Below are 24,928 nucleotides of genomic sequence, written 5' to 3'. Positions count from 1 at the left end.
TCATAATTTAAAATGGGAGAGATTTATGTAAATACATTTCGAGGTGATAAATTTAAATGAGGGTTGTAGTTGATTTGTTAAAATGCAGACTTCTCTTAATCATTCGAACGAAGAAGTCTTTGAATATGTTTTTTTAAAAAGATATATGCTCTGTAACCTATGAGTATGTCTAAAATGAACGCAGCGACGAATAGTAACTCCAAATTAGCCGGGATTTCTTCCATATTATCAGACAAATTGATTTAGATTACAAATATATAAATAAAAGCCTCTGTTTTTTAAATGATTATATATAAAATATGTAATATGCATTAAATCTAAAAACTCGGATTATCATCCCTTTACACATGGAACTTCTCTTTTAAATCTGCTAAACTATAAGGTCCTCCAAAATGTGCAATATAAACCCTCTTTGGTGCATAGTTTACCAGTTTTTGTATGCTCTTCTTCAACTCATTTAAATCATCCGCCCAGAACGGGAAATTCGGTTTATTAGAGAGAAATGATGGAATTAATAAGTCACCCACAATAGCATCACCATTGTCGAGAATAACAGAAACTGAGCCCAGTGTATGGCCCGGTGTGGAAATCACCTGACCTCTGATTCCATATTCACCAAGATCAAAGGAGTCGTCGATGATAATGTCGGGCTCAATTGGTGGATACTTTGAGGTCTTTTCCCGATCAAAAAATAACTTAAGTATTCTCCCAACAAACCTGACAGAATGCAATTCTCCCTGTGTTCCATTGCGGAGTTTATCTGCATCTAAACGGTGTATTAAAACCTTTGCACCTGTTTTTTCACGCAATATTGAAGCACTTCCTGCATGGTCGGGGTGACAATGTGTCAGGACAATGAGACGGACATCTTCCGGTGCAATATTTAACTCATTAAGTTTTCCAAGGATAGCACTTTCACTTCCCGGATACCCGGAATCAACCAAGATGGTTCCTTCTTCTTTTACAATAAAAGCAGTAGTCATTTTCAATGGTACTGGAATAACAGCTGTAGATCCATTCACCAAAGCTCCTCCCCTTACTAAACATTATAGATCTAACACTTATATTTTTTGTTATGGGTAGAATAGATTTTGGCTCTGTTAACACTTCTTCATAAAGTGTTACTTTTGAACATACATTAAAAAGGAAATTAAATAAACTAAAATAAATGGGTAATAAAAGAGAAGAATACCGGTCATATAGACAGGCGTTGTATTAGTATCTATTTTTGACGAGGAATGAAATGAGATCCGAGCTAAGCCTGGTCTCTCTTACCAGCTTTTCAATAATGTCATTTTCCGACATCCCGTTCTTATGATACTGATCTATACGGTCATAAACGCCCTGGGAAACCTCAGAGTATTCATTAATGTCCTTACGATGGCCCCATACATCCCCTTCTAATAATTCAATACCCTTCATTTGAAGGTACATCTTTACAGAATTAGATATAGTTCTCTTATAAGAACTGGGAATATGGAGTGCTTTGATCTGTGGACATTTCATTATAAGTGATAAGATGTCTGTGTTGGATGGTCTGAATGCAAGGTGCACCATCTCTTCATTCGGGCTTAAAGTATCAATCTCTTCCTTGGAACTGACAACTCTTATTTTCATGTCTTATACCCCTTTGAAAATACCATTTTCACAACACAAAATATTTTACCATCCATGTTTTTTGTACATGCATGATGCTATTTATAGTTTATCGAAGATATTATAAATAGTTAGTGTAGTGTGTATATTAATTTTAAAAGATCCGGGATTGTGGATTCAAGAGACCAGCCCTGCTGAAATCCGATCAAAATCTATATTTTGCATAGTTTTCATAACACGTGTCTTGCTTAAAATTGTGTAAAAAGTATCCAATAATCTCCATAAAAGCATCCCGATGTCAAAAAAGCATTAATACTAAGAACAAATAAGATAACATAGGCATGCAAGATTACGGAAACAAGAATCAGATATACACTCTTCAGAACAATACTATTAAGCTTTTGCTATCTGCTCAAAAAGAGGCACGCGATAAACTTGACCAGATATGCCAGGGCATTAAAGGCGAGGTTCCTGTAAGCCAGAGACAATCATTGTTCTTGTTCCCATTTGCGGATACTGTTAATCTTTCCGATTCCATCGATATAATGATCGATCGTTTTATTAACCAGATAATTCTCCTTGAAAGTATAGGAAATTCTGCTTTACCTGTTGATTTTGAGGATGTTTTCGACTTTGCTAAGAAATTGCCGGTATATGATGCTTTTCAGGTTTCGGAATATGTGCTGAACACGTACCTGCGGAACAATAGCAATGCTCTGAAACGCATAAAAGCAGATTGTCAGAAACTCGTTCCATTAAATGGGAATAAAACATCTTCAGACAGAATAGAAGTGAAGAACAATACAGTTATCAATCTAAGAGCATCAGGTAACCTGCAGGATTCAACCAAATGTGTCGAAAGCCTGCTGAAGATGGTCGATGTGGTCATACATTCAGCAGAACCACTTAAAGCCCAGAGTATCCGGATAAGTCCGGGGGAATCTTATCTTACGGATGAGATCAGGCTCTACTTCTTCAAGAACCGCAAGATCCGCCTCGTATTCAAAAGGCCGGAATATACCACGAAATTTATTACTGTCCTCCAGGGTGCCAATTGTCTGGAAAACAATATCCATATCTGTGAAAAACAACAATTGTCCATTGCCAGCTATCCCTCTGTTATGTAATACGTTCGAGGGTCAGCTGTGTAATGTCCTTGTTCTGATTTTCCTATTTATTCCCTTTTCTCACTTACCAGCTCAATTTCACTTCTTCTCCCAGCTTATTTTTACTCGTGTTGAATTTCCTTTCTCAACAAGCTGTCCATTTTCCTGCACAAGAATACCCTTCAGATAATCACGAAGGATACTTTCCTGTTCTTGTGTTTCGATCACATAGCGGTCTCTGTAAAAATCCATTGCTTCATCAACAGAAGAGAAATAGTTGGTATAGTCCATGGAAAAGACATGCACATCAGGATAGATACCCATATTGTAGAGCAAGTTGTACAACACATCACATTTTGGACCCGGAACATAGTTCTTTCCGTAAAGCGAAGGCCAAAGCGCAATCGAATGCTCTTCCCAGGGAGTTGTCCCTGCGAACCAGTACAGGTACACATACTTTGAAGAAGCCTGCTCCATCTTCCGGATAGCTTCCTTTATATCAGGCATTCCGAGTGAGAATGAGGCGATAACCACATCATAAGGAGCATCGAGATCATTTTCAACATCTATATCTTCCCAGCGTTTGCTCACGCAACTGATATTGTCTATTCCCTGTTGTTTCGTATTTTCCTTCAAAATTTCCATCATTCCGGCTGCAGGTTCCACAGCAGTTACATGGGACACTTTTCTTGCAATAGGGATAGCAAGCCTTCCGGGGCCTGATCCGATATCCAATACTCTTGACTCTGAGGTGAGGGGCAGTTCATTGAGTGTTGAATCAGTTCTCTCAGAGTTTTCCTGAGTTCTTTTCCAGAAACGTTCTGCGTTTTCCTTTTTATTCCAATGGCCGTTTTTATCACCACTTTTATCAAGCCTTTGTTGATTGGTCATGAGTTCTTTCCATATATCATTCCAGTCAATTTTTCCGTATTCCATGTATGATTCACCTGTAAATGCAACTTCATTAATTGAGATAAAAGCCCATATATATGCCAAGGTACAAGTTTCTAGTATTACTTCAATAGGTTTTAGTAGCACTAAACATCAACTGATATATATGTTTGTATTAACACTGAAAACCATCAAAACTAATACAAGAAAGGGGTAAAATCTAAAGGACAATGGAATTTGATGCCATTGAGTTGGCTCAGAACTTTAAATAGGATAAATACTTAACCTAGATAGTAGCAAATAATAATGAATAAATTATACTATATGCTACTAAGGTGATACAAATGGAACTAAAACCTTTTAAAAGAGAATCTGTTATGCCATTGCCTGTCACTTTCATTTCCACGGTCAGTAAAAGTGGCGTAAGGAACATTGCTCCGTATGGATGTGTAATGCCTGTACTTCGTCCTCTCGATCTTGTATGTGTGGCAACTGCTAAAAGAAGGGATACGCTGGATAATATCCGTGAGACCGGAGAATTTGTGATCAATCTTCCGGGAGAAGACCTTTCGGACAAGGTCATACCCACTGCCAAAACCATTCCGGCAGATGCTGATGAGTTTGAGTTTGCAGGGCTTGAACCAAGGCCTTCAAAGAAGGTGAAGGCTCCGGGTATAGAAGGGTGTTACGCATGGATGGAGTGTGAACTGGTCAAATTGTATGAAGAAACAAACTACATACTGATCATGGGTAAGGTGGTCCATCTTGAAGTTGCTGATGACGTATATGAACAAAACGGACATTGCAATTTAAAAAAGGCAAGGCCACTTATGATGATGGGATCTGATACAGGCATGCATTTTTGCACGATTGAAGAACTGGAAAAGTTCGAACCTTTCGGTGCAATGTTCTCCAATGGAAAAGATCCCCTTGCAAAGATGTATACCAAGGACAAAAGGTAATGAAAGCGCTTTTAAGTACGCTTTTGCTTCAAAACCCTATTTTTCAGTACGGTGAAGACATAGTCTCATCACTATTTCCATATTGATAGTTTCCAAGCTCTATGATGATAAGAAATGTCTGGTATTATCAAATCCGATTTTCTAAACATTAGATATCATGTTTCTTAAGATAAATAGAATATGATCGAATAATATAGAAAACATGTATAATCTAATAACACGAAAGGTATTAAAAGTATTATCTTCTTTTACCTCCCGTGATTAACATGTCATCCGAATGTTCAACTGAAGATACGATCAGACAAATAGCTTCTTTTGATGATGCTGCCAGATTTCATGGACACGTTTGTCCTGGGCTCACCATTGGCTACATTGCTGCCAAAGCTGGAATAGAAAAGCTGGATGCAGAGAGAGATATCGATGAAGAGCTTGTGACGATCGTGGAGAACGATGCATGCGGAGTTGATGCAGTACAGGTTCTCACAGGTTGCACTATAGGTAAAGGCAACCTCATATATCAGGATCATGCCAAGCAGGTATTTACTTTTATATGCAGGGACAGCGGAAAAGCTGTAAGGGTTGCCCTGAAGGCAAGTTTCAACATCGATAACATCGACCCCGAAGTAAGCAAACTGCGCCCAAAAGTAATGTCCGGTGTAGCCACCGAAGAAGAGAACAAAGATTTCAGAGAACGCATGGATGGCATATCTCAAACGATGAGAAATACTCCTGTTGAAGAAATGTTCGATATTAAGTTCGTTGATGTCAAGATCCCTCAAAAAGCAAGAATATTCAACTCTGTCAAATGTGTCAAATGCGGCGAAATGATGGCAGAATCCCGGGCAAGGGTGCAGAACGGGGAATACGTGTGTATCCCATGCTATGAGGAATATACCAGAGGATGGTAAAGATGCAACAGAAAAGAAGAATAATCTCCATCCTTTTTTCCATATTCATCATCATTTCCTTATTTTTCTTGCCAGCGGCAGGTTCGGAAACTGGTACGGATGAACAGGAGACTGTGCTTAAGGCAAGCTGGGGAAGCTCTGGCGGAGACTGGGGATTCCCATCACCTCTTACTTTCTACCCCCGAGGTCCTGGTTATATAATGACAAGTTACTGTTTCGATGCACTTGTATGGCCTAATGAGACAGGCGATATGGTAGGATTACTTGCCGGTTCATGGACGAGTTCCGAGGATGGCCTTGAATGGACCTTCCAGCTTAGAGAAGGAGTAACATGGCACGATGGGGAACCATTCACTGCCAATGATGTTGCCTTTACATATGATTACATAAAAGGCAAAGCCTCTATCAGCCCGATCGGTTCCGCCTGGTATAACACAGACATAATAGAGAGTGTGCAAGCTCTTGATGATCACACAGTAAAGATAAAGCTTAACCAGCCTTATGCTCCATTCATGCAACAGGTAGTTGCTGTTGTCCCCATCATGCCCGAACATATATGGAAAGATGTCTCTGATCCCAGCAAATATATGGAAAAAGACGCAGCTATCGGAACCGGGCCTTTTATTCTTGAAGACTATAATAAGGACCAGCAGTCCTATAAATACACAGCAAACGAGAACTACTTCCTCGGAAAGCCGGTAATTGACACACTGATATATGTAAAGACCTCTGATGCAGTTATGTCACTAAAAACAGGGGAAATAGATCAGGCGGGGCTTACACTGGATCAGGTGAAGGCTCTGAATGATTCGGATAAAATGAAAGTTATAAACGGGCCAGGATACTGGGTTTATCGCCTCAGGTTCAACATTCCTTCAAATAATATACTCAACAACACTGATGTGCGCAAAGCCATCTATTATTCCCTTGACTGTGAGGATATAGAAAGCAGAGTGCTGCACGGAGGAGGGATTGCAGGTAATCCGGGTTATGTGCCACCATACTCCAGCTGGTATAATCCTGATGTCGCACAATATACCTATGACATCGAGACAGCTAATAAGATGCTTGATGATGCAGGATACCAGAATAAGGATATGGATGGCATCAGGCTGGATGCAGCAGGTAAAAGGCTTGAATTCCAGCTATTGTATACATCTGATCAGCAAAGCCAGAGGCTTGCGGAACTCATCCAAAGCTACCTTAAGGATGTTGGCATTGGTATCGTCCTGAAACCAGGGGATATGAAGACTGTAGACGGTCTTGTTGAAGCAGGTAACTTTGACATGGCAATATATTCTCATGGAACATCCACTGATCCTGCAAGAATGCTCAACTCATTTCCCACTTCAACAGGATGGAACAATAGTGAGTTCATGTCCCTTGCCAAAGAACAAATGGGTACCATGGACGAAAATCAGCGCAAGGCTCTCGTAGACCAGATGCAGGTGCTTATAGCTGATAATGTACCCACTATTCCGATCATGTACAGAAATGTTTACAGTGCCTGTAACCAGGAAAAGCTCGATGGTTTCTTCTACACCCCAGATGGTGTGGGTGGCGGCGTTCCTACGGAGTATAACAAGCTTGTTTTCATATACGGAACGTCTGGTGTAAATAATTCGGAAAATTCAGGTAATTCCACTGCCAATACAGCAGACAGCATAGGAATACTTGGTTCCATAGCCATCGTTGCATGTGCTTTTGTCCTGATGGCCCGTAAGCAACAATAAAAAGGAGAGATGTGTGCAATGGATAGGAAAAGATGGGAGGACATAATATCCAGAGGGCTGGAATATGCTCTTACTTTCTTCCTCATCCTTGCCATTAATTTTTTTCTTCCCCGAATTATGCCCGGCGGGCCGCTTTTAAGTATCCTTGGCAGCCAGAATAGTGATCTACCGGTGGTCATAGATGAGGAAACAAAGTATAAGCTGATGGATTATTACCATCTTAACGATCCTCTCCATATCCAGTTCGTGCACTATCTTATCGATGCAGTACACCTTGATTTTGGATATTCCATATTCTACAATGTGCCTGTGGTTGACATAATCCTTGGCAGACTACCGTGGACGGTCTTCCTGATGGGAACAGCATTGTTGGTCTCGACCTTTTTCGGGATATGGCTTGGACTTGAATCTGCCTGGAACCGGGGGAAGAAACTTGATAACCTGTTGCTTGTAATAATGCCGACTTTAAAGTCAGTGCCTACCTTTTTTCTTGGAGCGCTAATGATCTTTGTATTTGGGTACGTAATGGGCTGGTTCCCGGTTTCAGGAGCTGTTACACACTATATGAATTACGGAGGAATAGCTGACAGAATAAAGGATATGATCTCTCATCTCATCTTACCTATGGCTTGCCTTGCAGCTTTTGAAATGCCCGGAACATACCTGCTTGTGAGGAATATTTGTGTTCAGCAATTGGAAAGACCTTATATTCTGATGGCTATGGCCCGGGGCCTGAAAGACAGGAATATTAAAAAACATGTACTCATCAATTCCATTGTACCCGTAATTAACCAAATAGCTGCAATGCTGGGTTTTATGGTTGGGGGTGCTGTGTTCGTAGAGGCAGTGTTCGCCTATCCGGGTATGGGAATGCTTGTCTATAATTCATTCATTGAAAGGGACTACCCTTTGCTTCAGGGTGTTTTTATATTCATGTCATTCTGCGTACTGGCATGCAACTATGCAGCAGATATCACATGTTCATACATTGACGGAAGAACAAGGCAGGAGTGAAAATGCACGAAAAAAAACTCTTGCAAAGGATGAAGGGCAAAAAAGCCATCACAGGCCTTATCATATTGTTCTTCTACATCATCATGGCAATTTCAGCCCCCGTGCTGACCTCATATTCTCCGTCTGACGTATCAAGTCAGCCATTACTTGCTCCTGATGCCGATCATCTGCTGGGTACCGATGATGTAGGCAGGGATATCTTCACTAATCTCCTGTATGGTTCACGAACCTCCCTGACCGTTGCTTTTGCAGTATCTTTCGGAGTATTGGTGATTGGTACTCTTGCAGGTGTATTCTCCGGATATGTGGGAGGTAAGCTTGATAGAGTAATGATGCGAAGTGTTGATATTTTCCTTATGATACCTGACCTGCCGCTCATCCTTATCCTAGCAGCCTATTTACGTCCCAGCATATGGAATATCATTTTTATCCTCATTATAATGGGCTGGCCGGTAGGAGCCAGAATTACAAGAGCACAGACCCGAACGCTTAGAGTATCCGGACACATGGATTTTGCCAGAGTGTCAGGAGCAAAAGACTGGTATGTGATCAGGAAACATATTATTCCTGATCTTTCTCCTATAATGATCACTACTGTTGTGATACAGTCTATCCGGGCCATTCTCTCGGAATCAGGCCTTGCTTTTCTGGGTCTTGGTGACCCATCGTATCCAAGCTGGGGTAGTATGATCAAATATGCAATAGTTTATCCTCTGGTTTTTTTCACGGATGCCTGGAAGTGGTGGCTCCTGCCTGCAGGAATTTGTATTACGTTACTTGTTCTTGGTTTTGTTTTTGTGGGACAAGCTCTTGAAGGTGATAAATAGTGCAAGTGCTTGAGATACAGGGACTTACGGTTGATTTTTCAACAAAAGCAGGCGTTCATCATGTACTGAAGAACGTAGATCTCAGTATAGGAAAAGGTGAGATAGTAGGCCTTATAGGTGAATCCGGATCCGGTAAATCAACGCTTGCCATGACAGTCCTTGATTTAAATCCCCGCAACAGGATTATTTCAGGAAGTATCCGCTTCATGGATAAGGAACTCATGACTCTTGGAAAGGAAAATATGCGCGAGATAAGGGGTAGTATAGGGTTCGTGCCCCAGTCTTCCATGAACGCTCTCAATCCTTTGATGCAGGTAAAAAGGCAGTTCATTGAGACAATTAAATCTCACACGGATATGTCATTGCAGCAAATGGCCGAACTGACTGCCAGAACATTGGCAATGGTATCTATAGACCCCGCCAGGGTCGATTCCTTCCCCTATGAATTTAGCGGTGGACAGCGTCAGAGGCTCATGATCGCTCTGTCCATGCTTCTATCTCCCGAACTTATCATTGCAGACGAACCTACTACTGCTCTTGATGCAACGGTGCAGTCAAAGATCATCGACCTGTTGAAAAATATGGTACAACAGAAACATACTTCCATGTTGGTAATATCCCATGACCTGCATACCATTTCCAGGATATGTGACCGGATCTACATTATGTATGCCGGCAGAGTTGTGGAAACCGGCACCAAGGATGAAATACTTACTCGTCCAAGGCATCCATATACTCAAAAACTGCTTAGTTCAAGGTTATCCCTGATGGCCGAACCTGTAAAAGTGAATGGTATACCGGGGAATCCACCTTCTGTACTGAAAGAGTACTCTGGATGTTCATTCCTGGAAAGATGCGATAGGGCTTCATTAATGTGTAAGACAGAAAGGCCACCGGAATGCACTGGCAATGTGAAGGTGGCATGTCATTTTGAGGATCTAACATGAATGAGGAAGAACTTGTAAGGATCAACGATGTCAGCAAACTGTTCAAAAGGTCCGGTTTGTTCACGGGTACTTCAGGTGTGCTGGCTCTTGACAATGTTTCACTATCAGTGAAAAAAGGTGAGATACTTGGTATCATCGGGGAAAGTGGCAGTGGGAAGACCACTCTTGCCAAACTGATACTCGGTCTCTTAAAACCAACATCCGGGACTATATCATTTGCAGATATTCTAAATGGTGAACATGGGTCAAGAAAACCGGCTGTCCAGGTTATCTTTCAGGATCCATATGATTCTTTAAGCCACATGATGACCATAGAGGAAATCGTTGCTGAACCGTGTTTCATAAAGTATGGAAAATCATATGATCTGGAAAAAGTACGGCAGGCCCTGGAATCAGTAGGGTTGACACCTGTGGATGAATATCTTTATAAATACCCCCATACTCTCAGTGGTGGGCAACGCCAACGTGTAGCGATCGCAAGGGCTATCGTTACTGACCCCGATCTGATTATAGCTGATGAGCCTATATCCATGCTTGATTGTTCTATAGGTATTGATATACTCAATCTCATACTTGAGATGAATGAGAAGAGCGATATCACTTTCCTCTTTATCACACATGACATTGCTGCTGCTGCGTATATATGCAACAATATTGCAGTGATGAAAGCAGGAAAGATCATTGAGTATGGTCCAAGGAAGCAAATCATATCGCAGTCCTGCCATGAATATACAAATTCACTGCTGGCTTCTGCAAGAGGCGAAATGGTGAACATGTAGATATTAATATCAAAAATTAATAGACAACATTATTGAAAAATAAATGTTTGCAGGATTCGACAAGTATTTATCCGAGAGTCTTAAACTATAATTGTATGCCTTATGGAAAAAAGGTAACCGGGGAGTGTAATATAAATGGCAGCTATAGTTGATAAAAATCTTTGTACAGGGTGCGGGCAATGTATCGACTCCTGTCCCGTAGAAGCAATTTCAATGGGTTCCGATAACATTGCGGTTGTCGATCCGGAGTTATGCGTGGACTGCGGTCAGTGTGTAGATGTGTGTCCGGTTGAGGCTATCTCAATGGAATGAACTTAGTGGAGTTTTCTATTTTTTAATTCCTGCTAGTTGTGTGAGAGTATAAATACTACTCTAGGTAGCCTCAGGTATACTTGAACTGGAAGAGGATAGCAACTGTAAATTATAGCACTTGTAGGTTTAAAGATCAAAAAAGATCGAAGGGATAAGCCATGGCAAATGAAGAGAAAAAAGATACGGACCTTCTCATAATGCGCATCTTCAATGCGCCGCCTGAACTTGTATGGAAGGCATGGACAGAGCCTGAAAGTGTGATGCGCTGGTGGGGACCCAAAGGTTTCACTTCACCTATCTGCAAGATAGATCTGCGCGTAGGAGGATCGTATCTTTTCTGTATGCGATCCCCAGATGGAGAGGACTTCTGGAGCACCGGTGTTTACCGAGAACTGGTTCCGCCGAAAAGACTCGTATGCACTGATTCCTTTGCGGATGAGGACGGTAATGTGGTCCCCGCAACTTACTACGGCATGAGCCCGGATTTTCCGTTAGAATTGCAGGTAACCCTGACCCTTGAAGAACATGATGGCAAAACAAAGATGACGTTGGAACATGTGGGTATTCCTCCTGGCACAATGAAGGAATTGACCGGGCAGGGCTGGAACGAATCTTTTGACAAGCTTGCCGCATATCTGGCAGAGGCTTGAATCTGAATCATCCACGTTAGAATACCAATCCGGAGAACTACAGAATTACTACATAAAATAGAATGGAGACGTAAATATGAACAGGGTGATACATTTTGAGATACAGGCAGAGAATCCCGAACGTGCTGTGAAGTTCTACACAGAAGTTTTTGGTTGGGGAATAGAAGAGTGGGTCATAGCCGATGTCCAGATGGAAAATGAGAACCGTTACTGGCTTGTGACAACAGGACCTGATACCGAACCAGGTATCAACGGCGGTCTCATGTTTCGTCGGGGTCCGGCACCTATCGAGGGACAACCAGTTAATGCGTATGTTTGTACGATGGGTGTTGCCAACCTGGAAGAATCCGCTGACAGAGTACTCAAAGCTGGCGGAAGTATCGTATTTCCCAAGATGGCAGTAAAAGGCATAGGTTGGCTCTCTTACTGTAAGGACACCGAAGGCAACATCTTTGGCATGATGCAGAGCGATGAGAATGCACAGTAACAATTCCAAAACGGAGTATAACTAATTGCAGGGGACTGGAAATATATGCACAAACTACATTTTTCAATCGTTATCAATAAGCAAAAAGAACATGTTTGGAACACTATGCTCGACATAGATACCTATCGACTATGGACAGATGTATTTGCTCCTGGTTCTGGTTCACACTATGTCGGTGACTGGAGTGAAGGGAGCAAAATGCTTTTTACTCCCGACGAAGCAGGGGAGATGTCAGGCATGGTGAGCCGAATAAAAGAAAACAAACCATATCAGTACATCTCTATTGAGCACATTGGTATTCTGCAGGATGGAAAAGAAGACACTTCAAGCAAAGCTGCGAAAGAATGGGCCGGAGCACTTGAAAATTACACATTTAAGGAGATAGACGGCAAAACAGAGGTGTTGGTGGATATAGATACAGAGGATGAATACAAGGAGATGTTCCAAATTATGTGGCCAAAAGCACTGCTCAAGCTCAAAGAATTGGCAGAGCGATAGGATTTATCTGCTAAGAAATAAGACCATTTTTAAGATGTTCCTTTGTATATCATACTATCAGTTATCGGCGAAATGTTGCAGGATAAAGATGCCGCCATATCGAAAAAAATTATGGAAATAATGCTCCAAAAGAATAAGATCGATATAAAAGGTTTAAAGCAGGCGTACGATCAACAATGATCAGATACATGCTCAAAAATCAATGCAGAAATGCTTTAAGGTGTAAAATAGGGAAAGTATATGTGCAAAGCACATTGAGTTTTTCTTTCCCTGCAGTTGAATTTCTAGTTGAGTTCGCGGCCTGAGTAGTTGTTTCTGTTCCAGTGTTCAAATCAAGGATGAGAAGGCCATCTTTATCCTCTGTTACATAGACATAATTTCCTGTGACTTCAACATCGGATACACTACCATTAGTATCATAACTGCCTGCAAATGTTGGTGCTGCAGGGTCAGTGATATCCAGGATTCTAAGACCACCGCAAACAGCTAAGCAGACATAGTTACCGGATACAGCAACATCGTATGCCTGACCGTCAGCTGCGTAGTAGTAAATTCCTGCAAAGCTTGGTTCAACAGGGTTACTGATATCTACAATTTCGAGGGTATTGGACTCATCGCAGATCATGTAGGCATAGTTTCCTGACACGTAAACATCATTGTTGTATTCAGGGATAGCATGGTTTCCCATAATTATTGGGGAAGCAGGATCACTGATATCGATGATCATAAGGCCATTCCAGACTGTTACATAGGCATATTTTCCTGAGAGGGCAATACCATATGCCAGATCATTTAAGTTCAGGCTGCTTACCTGGGTCGGTGATGAAAGATTGCTGATGTCCTCAATTATAAGACCATTGTGATGATCTATCACATATGCATAATTTCCTGCGACCTCAACATCAACTACGAGGCCAGATGGGTCAAAGCTTCCTTCAAACATTGGCGAGGATGGGTCAGTAATATTCACACTGAAGAGGCTATTAGTGCCATTGGTTACGTATACATAGTTTCCAGATATTACAACATCATGAATTTCCCATGGAACAGCTAGCCTTCCAATTTCTGATATATTAGAAACATTGGTTCCGTCCAGTACAACAAGGTCATGTCCCTGTGCAATATATGTATAATTCTCTGCTATCGTTAAACTGGAGACATTCCCCTCTAAAAAACTTACCTTCTCCATATTTACGACATCAGCCGAACTGATCCCCGATGTTATTATAAAGAATATAACCATGCCAGTATAAATTGATCCACTTAATTTGATTTGCATTTTGAACACCGTTTTACTTGTTTGTAGCAAGTATCACCTTTTTGAATATATTAACATTTTCAATATATCAAATATGTTGATACTCATAATGATGATACATGACTCATTAAGAAAAGGTAAATATTCTTACATATGCTGCTCCAATAGCAATCATCTTCATAGTTTTGATTTTAGCTATTGTAGTTATGAGAAAACATGGGAAATAAAGAACTGAACGAGTACCAGCCCTTAAAAAAATGATATAAACAGGAAATATCGTAGATGTAGTAACGCTGAAAAGTAATCATATACTAATTCTTTTATCGGTACTACAATAGTAGAACTCCCTGGACAGCTATGTCCATATTACACTTGACCTTAAATACTAAGCAATTCAAATGCTAATTATTCATTCAAGGGGGAGTGAAATATAGCAAATAAAACAATGAAAGTATCTGAGAACATTCCAGGTCCGTATTTTGTTGATACTGACTGCATTGCATGTGAATTATGCGTGGACACTGCGCCTGGTCATTTCAAAATGACAGATGATGGTCAGCCACATGCGTATGTTTTTAAACAACCCCAAACCGATGAGGAAAAAGATAACTGTGAAGACGCATTGGGTGCGTGTCCTGTTGATGCTATCGGAAATGATGGCTGATCGTCCCCATTTTCAGGGTAATAAAACGTAATTGCATATTTACTCAGACAATTGCGCTTAGGTATTTAGTAAACCATTCTCCGGCTAGTCTGGCAGTTTCTTCAAGGGTACCCGGTTCCTCGAAAAGATGAGTTGCACCCGGGACCAGTTTCATTTCCTTCTCTGATCTTAACCTGTTAAAAGCCCACCTGTTCATCTCTATTACAGGAGTATCCCTGCTGCCCACGATCAACAATGTTGCTGCCTTTACATAGGGCAGGGTCCTTTCCGCAAGATCGGGTCTCCCACCCCTGGAAACCACTGCCTTGACATTCCCTGGTCTTTCCCCGGCAGCAATAAGGGCGGCAGCAGCACCTGTACTTGCTCCGAAGAAACCTATTTTCAGGTCAGACGTATTCGGATTTTTAAGCAGCCAGTCAGTGGCTGCTACAAGGCGGTTGGCAAGCAATTCTACGTCAAAGCGAAGATGGGCAGTGAAATTATCTATTCTCTCTTCTTCAACAGTCAACAGATCGAATAACAGTGTGGCAAGCCCTTTTTCCTGAAGGTAGCCCGCCACGTACCTGTTCCTTGGACTATGTCTGCTGCTTCCGCTTCCATGTGCAAATACCACTATACCTTCTGCACCATCAGGAATATCGAGATTCCCTTCAAGGAATATGGGTCCTGCGGGAATTCTAACAAGATTATCTTTATGGGATATTGCCATCGTTACTACCTCCTTGCAGATATATCCGATCTGATCAGGCTCGAAGCTTTCTTTAGCAGGTCACACACTTCTTTGTCACTGGTCTGGGTAAAATCCTTGTACCATGCTCCCACTCCGTAGAATGGCTCCGGAGTGGTAAGACAAATAGTCTTATCTACATCTGCTGCAAATTCATCGCAAGTTTCCCTTGATGCTGTCGGAACAGCCACAATTATCCTGGCAGGTTTCTTTGTTCTGATGGCCTTAACTGCTGCTTTCATGGTAGCACCCGTGGCAAGTCCGTCGTCTATCAGAATAACTATTTTACCTTCAATATCAGGGCTGGGCCTATCTTTGCGGTACAGTTGCTCTCTTCTCTCCAGCTCTTTCAGTTCTGCTGCAGCTACAGAGTTAATAGCATCTGCGGGCATTCTCAGGGAGCGCACTACATCTTCATTCAGGACACGAATGTTACCAGTGGCAATAGCTCCCATAGCAAGTTCTTCATAACCCGGAACTCCCAGTTTTCTGACAATGAACACGTCAAGCTTTACACCCAGTTCCTTCGCCACTTCAAACGCTACAGGAACTCCTCCTCTTGGCAATGCAAGCACAATTACATCTTCACGTCCTGAGTACTCGGAAAGTTTCCCCGCAAGCCTTCTGCCTGCATCTGCCCGATCTTGAAAAATAACCATGGTTAAACCTCCACTCCACTTTATAATTTGTGGGATTTGATATTTTACTGATTCGCTTGGGATGAAGAACAATTATATCAACTAATATCACAATCCAACTTCTTACAGAAACGGCGGCAATAGTCTATATCAGATATCCCAAGCGTAGCTTTGCTGTATACTTTGTTCCTGTTCAGCTCATTAAAGGAAGCAAGTATTGTTTCAGAAGGTGTTCTGTTATAATCCTGCACGCTTTGAATTCTCATTTCATAAAGGGTCTTTGCATATTCGATACCCACACCATTTATCCTTAACAGGTCAATGATATGTAAAGCGTATTCCAGCCTGGCAAGCGGAATATTCACTTTTCCAGAAACGTTTTCTCTTTGCGGTGCACTTAGAAGGGAGCCATAATAATGTTTGGTGTTCTTTATGCCTTCTTCAGCAAGCCTGCATAGTTCTTCTTTTGCAAAGATCATCAGTTTATCCAAGGGCAATGGTTTTACAATATAGCTGTTCACCATTCTGTTGAGGATCACTAAATAAGCCTCGGATATCCCTGTTTCCCTTGATATTGAAGGATAATCGTCCTTCTTACTAAGAAGGTCATGTACATTTTGGAGGTTCTTCAGGCCTTTATTCTTTAACTTCTGCATATTCAGGGACAGATCCTCAAGTATTATCCGTTGCGATGGTAATAGCTGAGCGGCAAGTAACATTTCCTCGAATTCTTCCAGTGAAAATGTTGTAAGGTCCACCGAATACATGATACATCACATCATTATGCATGATTGAATGGTACGGACACATAATTTAAACCCCATTGTATCTCCACCACAATGAGATATCTGTCTCTTTATATATTGCCATTCCGTTCTTTTCCAGAACCTTATGTGAAGCATTGTTTGACTTTTCTGTCTCTGCTATTACATCCATCACTCCATCCTGCTTTATGGCCCATTGAATAATAGATTTTACAGCTTCGGTCATGTAACCTTTATTCTGATGAGCAGGTTCTGTTCCATATCCTATCTCCACTTCGCCATCAATATTAGGACGGCCTTTGAAGCATACGCCACCAATAGCACAGTTTTCAATTTTTGATACTATCTGCCAGACCGTATACCATACATAATTTTTTTTATCAGCCATAGCCTGTTCATAGGCAGAAAGAAATACCTTTTGCAGTTCATCAGGAAGTGCTTCAGTTGTAGCCTGAATGCCAATCCTCCTTTGCATATTTCCATGTTCATAAATATATAATCTGAAGTTATCGAGGTCCAGGCATGCTATCCTTAATCTTTCAGTATTGAGTTCTAACATTAGATCTCACCATTCTTCAATTGACCCTGTATTATTGTTATTTCACCTGATATCCGCATTTGTTGCATTTCCATGTATGTACGCATATCACGTCCCCACATTGTTCACATGCCCATTTTTCAAATTCAAGAACCATAAAACTGTCGATACCTGTTTCTTTTATAATGTTAAGGTTATCGATCATGCTCATTCCATACTTTGTCCTGTATCTTTTATCGAGTTGCTTAAGTCTTGCACAGGGGAATACTTTGCAGGAAAAACAGTAGTTACCGGATCCTTCCTTTAGTTCTTCACAATTCTTTATCCTGCAACTGGTACAGTACTTAGGCTTGTTTTCATTGGATTCATTGCATCCCGGACATTTTTTCTTATCTCGCAGATAAGCCCTGCAAATCCCGCAATTCATACCACAGGGTGCTATCATTATCTTATCGATATTTATTGAATGCATGATTTTCAGAATATTTTAACATCCGCTTTTACTATCCCAGTAAAATATACTATAGAAACAACCTTAAGTATATCTGAGAATGGCCATTGAAATAGTTTTAGGATCAAAGTGTTGCTGAAAAGGGTCATGACAACCTCTAGCCATCTGAGTCTTAACTTTTCAAAACGTCATTTCATCATCAGTCTTTTAGTAACCATTACTGCATCTGCAGCAGTTTTAGCATAAGCATCTGCACCGACAAGATCTGCGTATTCCTGAGTAACCGGGGCACCGCTAACTATCAATTTGGCTTTGTTCCTTTGTTCTACGGTTTCCAGCAGTTCCCTTATTTCTCTCAGACCAGTCATGGATAATGTGGTCATTGAAGATGCAATGATGATGTCAGCATCATGTTCCACTGCAGTTTTAACTATTATATCAGCGGGTACGTCTTTTCCCAGGTCGATAACTGTAAAGCCCTCTACACGTAACATGCTTGCAGCTATTTTCTTGCCAAGGTCGTGTATATCATTCTTAACAGTACCCATGATTATGGTTCCTTTGTGCTCAAGTACCAGTCCCGTTCCGGCAATTTCTTCAAGGACCATTTTAGTTACATTTTCCATGATATTCGAAGATAAAATAAACTGTGCAAGGAAATACTCCTTTTCATCGAACTTCTTCCCTATTTTCACCATGGCTTCTGCTAATTTGTTCAGAAGCTTTCCGGGATCATATTTGTTATCCATCCATTCTCTGGCAACTTCCAGGACCTTCTTTTCATTGATCTGCACAAGAGCATCATATCCCATAACCAGGAGTTTATCTTCGTTTAACATAGTGTCATATTTTTGGAGACCGGCGAATGCTAAATAGTTTTTGATACAGATTTTTCCCGGCTAGTCCGAGGTTAACCAAAAGGTATATATGTTAGGTTAAACCTAACTAACCAACTGGATAGGAACATGATGGAAAGAAAAGAGCATTTGTATGTAGTTTTTGAAAATCTCTTAAAGATCAAAAGTGTATGCTCTTGTGAGATCTTCTCTGAATGTGGCTTATCGGATATTACCGTAAAGCAGGTAGGATATCTGAAAATCATTGATGAACACGGGGAAGTAACGTTCAGCAGGCTTGCTAAGATCACCAGGAACTCTAAACCCACCATTACAGAGATAATCAACAAATTTGTGAAAATGGAGTGTGTGTACAGAGAGAGGTGTCCGGATGACGGCAGGATCTATTATATTCGCCTGACAGAAAAAGGACAGATGATAGCCCGTTCTGAAAAGAACGCTTTGCTGAAGCTGATAGAAAAGATGGTCGATTCATTGGATGAGAACGATATGGACAGTCTTATACAAATTCTTAGCAGAATGAAATGATGTTTTTGTCCTGTTTAATAGTTAGGGCAACACGAACTAAATAACTTACGTATATCGAGATGATCAATAATGTATTCACAACAACCTTATAGTAACAAAGAAAGCATCGTAATACCACTCTTTGAGATAGTGGTTTATCCCCATAGCCGGACAAAGTTACTTATAGATAAGATCACCGGAGAGATCCTCTCAACTGAGATGAAAAATGGAGAAACGGTGCATGCAATAGGGCTGACAGTAAAGAGCGATAAACAGCCACCTGATCTATCGGAAGATGACCTATATAGAACAGGAAACCTGTTCCAGATCATATCTTTACAGCCAGCAGATGAGGAATATCTGATCTCTGTAAAGGCTATACAGAGAGTGAAAACTTCTTCCTTGTACCTTAAGGATGATGGATTGTTCTATGCCACATACGAACCTGTGCCGGATATCCGGGACCTTGATGAGAACTTCCGGGAAGCTCTGATGGTGGATGTGAAAAAGACGATCCATGATATCAGCAGCCGTTTCCAGAGTTCGGAAGAGTTGACAGGCCCGATAACCGAGATGGATTCCATTGACCAGATAATGGGTTACGTTATGCCATTTATGCCTATAAAGGTCTCAGAGAAGCAGGATCTTCTGGAAACTGTTTCTGTGCGTGAACGTTATCTTACGTTCCTTTACGTGCTGACAAAGCAGAAGGAGAACATCAACCTGCAGATAGAAGTGGCAAAGAAGGTTGCAGAGAAAGTCAATAAGTCTCATCGTGAAGCGATGCTGCGGGAGCAGCTGAAGGTAATTCAGGAAGAGCTCAACGATAATGAGGATTCCGTCTCTGGTGAAGGAGGATACAGGGAAAGGATCGAGAGTTCAGAGATGCCTGATGAGGTGAAGAAGAAAGCCCTTTCGGAATTGAAGAAGCTTGAGAACGGAGGGGGCCATAACCCTGAAACCCCTGTGATCAAGAATTATCTGGACATCTTGCTTGATCTGCCTTGGTCGATAGAGGAGAAAAAGAGCATTGATATCGCTGAGGCCCGCAATGTGCTTGAGAGCAATCATAATGGACTTGAAAAGGTCAAAGAGCGAATAATCCAGCATCTGGCGGTAATGAAATTAAAGCATGAGAAGCAGGGTTCCATTCTGCTCTTCACCGGACCGCCGGGAACCGGGAAAACAAGCCTTGGAAAGAGCATTGCAGATGCACTGGGCAGGAAATACGTCCGGGTGAGCCTTGGCGGTGTTAAGGATGAAGCCGAGATAAGGGGACACAGGAGGACGTATGTAGGGGCTCTGCCCGGAAGGATCGTACAGGGTATAAGGAAGGCAGGCACGAAGAATCCTGTGTTTGTGCTTGACGAAATCGACAAGCTATCGTCTTCCTATTCGGGAGATCCTGCAAGTGCTCTTCTAGAAGTCCTTGACCCTGAGCAGAATGGCACGTTCTCGGACCATTATCTGGAGGTCCCGTATGACTTGTCCGAGGTATTGTTCATAGCTACTGCTAACTCACTGGCAAGTATTCCATGGCCGCTGCTTGACAGGATGGAAATCATAGAGATCTCGGGATACACGAAAAATGAAAAGCTTGCAATTGCAAAGGACCATCTGCTGCCATCTATACTTGAAGAGCATGGCCTTGATGCGGATAAGCTCGTGATCGAAGATGATGCTTTAAAGCTTATCGTCGATAAGTACACCCGTGAGGCTGGTGTCAGGGGACTTAAAAAACAGCTTGCAAGAACGGCGAGGTTCGTATCAGAGAGGATAGTTTCCGGGAAAGCTGAGCTTCCTTACGTGGTGAAGGCTGATATGCTCACGCAGATCCTTGGAAAGGAGTTGATCCGGCAGGAGGAGGCCAGAAAGGAGAACGTGCCTGGTGTTGTCACGGGACTTGCCTGGACTCCTGTGGGTGGAGATATCCTTTTCATAGAAGGCACATTCATGCCCGGAAAAGGAAAGCTTACACTAACAGGTCAGCTTGGAGATGTGATGAAAGAATCAGCTCATATCTCTTTGAGCCTGGTGAGGTCACGGCTTGCCAGCACTGTGAACAGCTTTGACTTTATCACAAGCGATATTCACATCCACGTACCTTCAGGTGCGACCCCGAAGGACGGGCCTTCGGCAGGTGTGACTCTGTTCACTGCTCTGACGTCCCTTATCACTGGCAAAGCGGTTGATCCCAAACTTGCCATGACCGGTGAGATCACGCTAAGCGGTGCAGTGCTACCCGTGGGAGGTATAAAGGAGAAAGTGTTGGCTGCACACATGGCTGGTATAAAGAAGGTAATTTTGCCAAAAGAAAACGAAAGGGATCTGGAGGATGTACCTGAAGACGCCAGAAACGAACTCACATTCGTGACAGTGGAAACCATCGAGGATGTGCTGAAAGAGGCTCTGGGTATTGACCTGCCCAGATCGATGGCATCACATACCGGCAGCAGCAGCTTAGTACCTGTACATAATATTTAAGTGCAGACAAGGATTACGGTCCGATGAGGACCGTAAGATATTATTCTTGAGAGACATATTATATTCATAATAGACATTTGTCAGAAATCATCTCTACACCTCCATAATTCAGTATGAACTAAATATTTACAACTAAGAGAACTTATTTAATTTTAATATTACTATGAAAAGATAGTTTCTGTAGTAATGTGAATCATTCAATTTAATCTCCCTTATTTCTCACAAGATTATTTTAAACAGAAGCTATACCTAATTATATTCACTTCTTCATATAATAGTATGAATATTTTTATATAGTATCAGTTTCATAATAAGCCTTAACCGAAAAAAAGTAGGTGAAAAACGGTGGGCTTAATGGACAGAGACTCTCATATACAGAAGAAAAGAAAAGCAATTATTCAAAAAGCATTTAAGTGGATGAGTTTATGCAGTTTTGCTCAAGTAAAGCTGTAAAGAAAAACGGTAATCATATATAAACCTCTGCTTAATGTTTTTGGGATGATCTGTGGATCGATCTTTATATATGAAGTCCTTGTCTATGCCTGGGTCGCATTTTTTAAAGTAGTTCTGAGCATATATTGAAGTTATCTTTCGAGTAGTACATTATTTGTTATTTTTCTTTTACGTACCGTGCAAATCTATGAGTTTAGCACAGTTTATCCAATTAATTTTATCTTCCATGTTTTTACTTTCATCTAAAAATGCTCATGAAAGTAGTTATATAAAAGACTTTTAATATATGTTGTCTAATATATATCCCTATACTATTATTCTGAAGGGATAGACTTGAGCCTACAAAATATCAGCCATTTGTTACCAAGTTGTAATGAGCATTTTTCTTGTCACCGTTCCATCATGAAAATTGCTCTGCCAGTTTCTGATATCTTATTAAACATATTGTTGGCGAGGTAGTTGTCATGAAAAAAATTCTGAAGTTATTGATGATTGCAATATCTGTTATTGCTATTTTCTCATTTCCTGGTTCAGCTGTAACTTATGTACCAGGAAATCATGTCTCTAGCCTGGATGGGGATAATGATGATTCTGTTGCAGGACCCTTTGATACAGGTTTTACATTTCCATTTTATGGAGATAGCCAGACACAATTCCATGTGACTACAAACGGAGTAGTGAGTTTTGGAGGGTCAATAGATACGTATACTAATGCACAACTTCCAACTGCTGACTACAATTATCCGGCGGTTTTTCCATTCTGGGACGATCTGCATCCTACTGGCAGCAGTAATGTGAACGGATATATTCTGTACAAGACTATTGCTGCAGGAGAGTATGGTAATCCTTATGGTACCAATGTATTGGTAGTACAGTGGACAAATTATGGATACTATGATTCAGCTCTTGTCATGGGTACTTTTCAGGTGCATCTCGTCGATGATGGGAGAATTGTTTTCAATTATAACGATTTGATAGCTCCTGAACGTTCTTATGGCCAGAGCGCAACGATAGGTATTCAAGAGAGCGGCAGCGGCAACTATCTCCAGCACTCATTTGATACAGATGCCGGAATAAGAAGCGGTTCAACGATCCGTTATACCTATAATGGCGGAACATCGTACACTAGCTCAGGGGCTGGTACAGTTGGTTTCTGGGACATGTTGCTTTATAAAGAATCCGCTGTTCAGCCGCCGGACAAAGCTGAGAACCCAAACCCTGCTGTTAGCAGTACTACTTCTACAAGTCCCACCTTAAGCTGGGATGCGGCGGCAAACGCTGAAGAATATCGTGTTGTAGTTTCAACAAATTCTAATCTGAACACACCTGTATATAACCAGGTAATTAATGAAACATCAGCAACTGTTTCCGGACTTTCTGCAGGTACTACTTACTATTGGCAGGTCATTGCAATAAACAGCGGTGGTGAAACACCATCAGACCAATGGAATTTCGCTACAAGTTCAAACACTCGTATTCTTTCATATACAGCAGGAACTCATGGTTCAATTTCAGGCACAACTCCGCAGACAGTTGTCTCCGGACAGAACGGGACTTCAGTTACAGCTGTTCCAGATACGGGATATCATTTTGTGATATGGAGCGACAACTCAACGGATAATCCGCGTACTGATACGAACGTGGCTACAAATATCAGTGTAGAAGCAAGCTTTGCCATTAACACTTACTATATTGTATATACTGCTGGGGAAAATGGTTCTCTCACAGGGAACGGTACACAAAGTGTAAATTATGAAGCAGATGGTACTGCAGTTACTGCTGTTCCGGATGGAGGTTATTACTTTGTCCAGTGGAGTGATAATTCCACAGACAATCCTCGTATAGATACCAACGTAACAGCAAACATAACAGTAGAAGCAGAATTTGCCCTTAATCAGGCTCCTTCCACCCCCGGCGCTTTCACTGCCCCTACCAGCGGTCAGATCAAGCGGGGCGGTCAGTCACTGACTGCCAGCTGGGGTGCGTCAAATGATCCTGAAGATGATGCTGTCAAGTATGACCTGTGGTTCTTCAATGGCAGCTGGACAAAGATCGGGGACCTGCTGAATACCAACAGTCAGACATTTACTTTACCCTCTGATAATACTAACAGTGCAATGGTCCGCGTATATGCAAACGATACTCAATCCAACTCGTCTGCAAGAGATGTTACATTTACTATTGATTCACTTGGGTCAGTGATATCTTACGGCACAAATGGTAATGCCACGTACTCCAAGAGCCACGGTACAACAGCAACAGGAACAGATGCTGTTGCCGGCCTTGCAAATATTGCTTATGCCTGGACCAATGATTCTGATATAAGTTCAGTATCCTCATGGACAAATTTTGTAAATGGGGCCACGTTAACTAAGGATACTGTCAATGGTGACTGGTACTTACACATCAATGCAACAGATAATGCTGGCAATGTCAATCATTCCGTATCCGGCGTGTTCAGGCTGGACAATGGCCTGCCTGTGATACACTTCGGTAACGATGGTAATGCTACCTATGCACAAAGCCACAGCACCAATGTAACAGTGGTTGACTCACTTTCAGGTATTGAGGCTTTGGCTTATTCCTGGACCAATGATTCCAACGTAAGTTCAGTTTCCGAATGGACCTCTTTTGCCAACGGGGCTACCCTTTCCAAGGATTCCGTGGAAGGTGACTGGTATCTGCATATCAGAGCTACTGACAATGCAAGTAATACTAATTACTCCGCGTCCAATGCTTTTGCGCTGGATAATACGCTTCCTGTTGTGAGTATCACAGGCAATCCAACCAGCTGGCAGAACACCAGTGCTGTCCTGAATGTGAGTATAGATGATCTGTCAGGTACCTCGCTGGTAAAATGGGACAGTGGTACACTCA

26 protein-coding genes are annotated in these 24,928 nt (G+C 41.6%); 16 read left to right on the top strand and 10 right to left on the bottom strand.

The window, feature by feature from the left end:
- Window positions 1-341: 341 nt before the first annotated feature.
- Together ACCM36_RS04620 and ACCM36_RS04615 are read right to left on the bottom strand one after the other, a co-directional pair.
- Window positions 342-1,022 carry an MBL fold metallo-hydrolase gene (locus ACCM36_RS04620; RefSeq protein WP_370572568.1) on the bottom strand — a complete coding sequence of 227 codons (681 nt, stop codon included), beginning with the start codon at window positions 1,020-1,022 and terminating at the stop codon, window positions 342-344.
- 193 nt (window positions 1,023-1,215) lie between these two features.
- Window positions 1,216-1,617: a DUF1699 family protein gene (locus ACCM36_RS04615; protein WP_370572567.1), complete on the bottom strand. Its 402-nt coding sequence runs from the start codon at window positions 1,615-1,617 to the stop codon at window positions 1,216-1,218.
- Between the two features lie 320 nt (window positions 1,618-1,937).
- Here ACCM36_RS04615 and ACCM36_RS04610 point away from each other — a divergent pair, with 320 nt between their 5' ends.
- On the top strand, window positions 1,938-2,723 hold the full coding sequence (locus tag ACCM36_RS04610; RefSeq protein WP_370572566.1) for a hypothetical protein: 786 nt from the start codon (window positions 1,938-1,940) through the stop codon (window positions 2,721-2,723).
- Window positions 2,724-2,801: 78 nt separating this feature from the next.
- Here ACCM36_RS04610 and ACCM36_RS04605 read toward each other — a convergent pair whose 3' ends face one another.
- Window positions 2,802-3,638 (bottom strand): class I SAM-dependent methyltransferase, encoded by an 837-nt coding sequence (locus ACCM36_RS04605; RefSeq protein ID WP_370572565.1) that lies wholly within the window; start codon window positions 3,636-3,638, stop codon window positions 2,802-2,804.
- 299 nt (window positions 3,639-3,937) lie between these two features.
- Between ACCM36_RS04605 and ACCM36_RS04600 the strand changes: the two genes are divergently transcribed.
- From ACCM36_RS04600 to ACCM36_RS04550, 11 genes are all read left to right on the top strand, one after another.
- Window positions 3,938-4,555 carry a flavin reductase family protein gene (locus ACCM36_RS04600; protein ID WP_370572564.1) on the top strand — a complete coding sequence of 206 codons (618 nt, stop codon included), beginning with the start codon at window positions 3,938-3,940 and terminating at the stop codon, window positions 4,553-4,555.
- 266 nt (window positions 4,556-4,821) lie between these two features.
- Window positions 4,822-5,463, top strand: a complete 642-nt coding sequence (locus tag ACCM36_RS04595) for an FmdE family protein (protein WP_370572562.1) — start codon at window positions 4,822-4,824, stop codon at window positions 5,461-5,463.
- A 2-nt stretch (window positions 5,464-5,465) separates the two neighbouring features.
- Entirely contained in the window at window positions 5,466-7,196 is a 1,731-nt protein-coding gene (locus ACCM36_RS04590) for an ABC transporter substrate-binding protein (RefSeq protein WP_370572561.1), read from the top strand.
- 18 nt (window positions 7,197-7,214) lie between these two features.
- Complete coding sequence (locus ACCM36_RS04585; RefSeq protein ID WP_370572560.1) at window positions 7,215-8,210, top strand: ABC transporter permease; 996 nt, start codon at window positions 7,215-7,217, stop codon at window positions 8,208-8,210.
- Window positions 8,211-8,212: 2 nt separating this feature from the next.
- Window positions 8,213-9,037 (top strand): ABC transporter permease, encoded by an 825-nt coding sequence (locus ACCM36_RS04580; protein WP_370572559.1) that lies wholly within the window; start codon window positions 8,213-8,215, stop codon window positions 9,035-9,037.
- Entirely contained in the window at window positions 9,037-9,984 is a 948-nt protein-coding gene (locus ACCM36_RS04575) for an ABC transporter ATP-binding protein (RefSeq protein ID WP_370572558.1), read from the top strand. The genes ACCM36_RS04580 and ACCM36_RS04575 overlap by 1 nt, the downstream gene beginning before the upstream one ends.
- Window positions 9,981-10,763: an ABC transporter ATP-binding protein gene (locus tag ACCM36_RS04570; protein WP_370572557.1), complete on the top strand. Its 783-nt coding sequence runs from the start codon at window positions 9,981-9,983 to the stop codon at window positions 10,761-10,763. Before ACCM36_RS04575 ends, ACCM36_RS04570 begins: the two co-directional genes overlap by 4 nt.
- Window positions 10,764-10,898: 135 nt before the next feature.
- On the top strand, window positions 10,899-11,075 hold the full coding sequence (locus ACCM36_RS04565) for a DUF362 domain-containing protein (RefSeq protein WP_370572556.1): 177 nt from the start codon (window positions 10,899-10,901) through the stop codon (window positions 11,073-11,075).
- Window positions 11,076-11,233: 158 nt separating this feature from the next.
- Entirely contained in the window at window positions 11,234-11,725 is a 492-nt protein-coding gene (locus tag ACCM36_RS04560) for an SRPBCC domain-containing protein (protein ID WP_370572555.1), read from the top strand.
- Window positions 11,726-11,801: 76 nt separating this feature from the next.
- On the top strand, window positions 11,802-12,212 hold the full coding sequence (locus ACCM36_RS04555) for a VOC family protein (RefSeq protein WP_370572554.1): 411 nt from the start codon (window positions 11,802-11,804) through the stop codon (window positions 12,210-12,212).
- Between the two features lie 45 nt (window positions 12,213-12,257).
- On the top strand, window positions 12,258-12,710 hold the full coding sequence (locus ACCM36_RS04550) for an SRPBCC domain-containing protein (protein WP_370572553.1): 453 nt from the start codon (window positions 12,258-12,260) through the stop codon (window positions 12,708-12,710).
- A gap of 199 nt (window positions 12,711-12,909) precedes the next feature.
- Here ACCM36_RS04550 and ACCM36_RS04545 read toward each other — a convergent pair whose 3' ends face one another.
- A complete protein-coding gene (locus ACCM36_RS04545; protein ID WP_370572552.1) occupies window positions 12,910-13,989 on the bottom strand; it encodes an LVIVD repeat-containing protein in 1,080 nt (359 codons plus the stop codon).
- Between the two features lie 409 nt (window positions 13,990-14,398).
- Between ACCM36_RS04545 and ACCM36_RS04540 the strand changes: the two genes are divergently transcribed.
- Window positions 14,399-14,632 (top strand): ferredoxin, encoded by a 234-nt coding sequence (locus ACCM36_RS04540; protein WP_370572570.1) that lies wholly within the window; start codon window positions 14,399-14,401, stop codon window positions 14,630-14,632.
- Window positions 14,633-14,675: 43 nt separating this feature from the next.
- Here the strand turns inward: ACCM36_RS04540 and ACCM36_RS04535 are convergent, their stop codons facing one another.
- The 6 genes from ACCM36_RS04535 to ACCM36_RS04510 form a co-directional block, all read right to left on the bottom strand.
- A complete protein-coding gene (locus ACCM36_RS04535; protein WP_370572551.1) occupies window positions 14,676-15,341 on the bottom strand; it encodes a dienelactone hydrolase family protein in 666 nt (221 codons plus the stop codon).
- Between the two features lie 5 nt (window positions 15,342-15,346).
- Window positions 15,347-16,018, bottom strand: a complete 672-nt coding sequence (locus tag ACCM36_RS04530) for a phosphoribosyltransferase (protein WP_370572550.1) — start codon at window positions 16,016-16,018, stop codon at window positions 15,347-15,349.
- A gap of 77 nt (window positions 16,019-16,095) precedes the next feature.
- Window positions 16,096-16,764 carry a DUF4332 domain-containing protein gene (locus ACCM36_RS04525; RefSeq protein ID WP_370572549.1) on the bottom strand — a complete coding sequence of 223 codons (669 nt, stop codon included), beginning with the start codon at window positions 16,762-16,764 and terminating at the stop codon, window positions 16,096-16,098.
- 46 nt (window positions 16,765-16,810) lie between these two features.
- Window positions 16,811-17,320 carry a GNAT family N-acetyltransferase gene (locus ACCM36_RS04520; RefSeq protein WP_370572548.1) on the bottom strand — a complete coding sequence of 170 codons (510 nt, stop codon included), beginning with the start codon at window positions 17,318-17,320 and terminating at the stop codon, window positions 16,811-16,813.
- Window positions 17,321-17,357: 37 nt separating this feature from the next.
- Entirely contained in the window at window positions 17,358-17,744 is a 387-nt protein-coding gene (locus ACCM36_RS04515) for a DUF3795 domain-containing protein (RefSeq protein WP_370572569.1), read from the bottom strand.
- A gap of 194 nt (window positions 17,745-17,938) precedes the next feature.
- Complete coding sequence (locus ACCM36_RS04510; protein ID WP_370572547.1) at window positions 17,939-18,589, bottom strand: B12-binding domain-containing protein; 651 nt, start codon at window positions 18,587-18,589, stop codon at window positions 17,939-17,941.
- 126 nt (window positions 18,590-18,715) lie between these two features.
- Between ACCM36_RS04510 and ACCM36_RS04505 the strand changes: the two genes are divergently transcribed.
- From ACCM36_RS04505 to ACCM36_RS04495, 3 genes are all read left to right on the top strand, one after another.
- Entirely contained in the window at window positions 18,716-19,135 is a 420-nt protein-coding gene (locus ACCM36_RS04505) for a MarR family winged helix-turn-helix transcriptional regulator (RefSeq protein WP_370572546.1), read from the top strand.
- A 69-nt stretch (window positions 19,136-19,204) separates the two neighbouring features.
- Window positions 19,205-21,598 (top strand): endopeptidase La, encoded by a 2,394-nt coding sequence (lon, locus tag ACCM36_RS04500; RefSeq protein ID WP_370572545.1) that lies wholly within the window; start codon window positions 19,205-19,207, stop codon window positions 21,596-21,598.
- A 917-nt stretch (window positions 21,599-22,515) separates the two neighbouring features.
- The coding region (locus tag ACCM36_RS04495; protein WP_370572544.1) for a fibronectin type III domain-containing protein at window positions 22,516-24,928 on the top strand (2,413 nt) is incomplete at its 3' end.

Origin of the sequence: Methanomethylovorans sp. (genome assembly GCF_041305605.1) — an archaeon.
GTDB lineage: Archaea > Halobacteriota > Methanosarcinia > Methanosarcinales > Methanosarcinaceae > Methanomethylovorans.
This window is presented reverse-complemented; position numbering and strand designations above follow the sequence as displayed.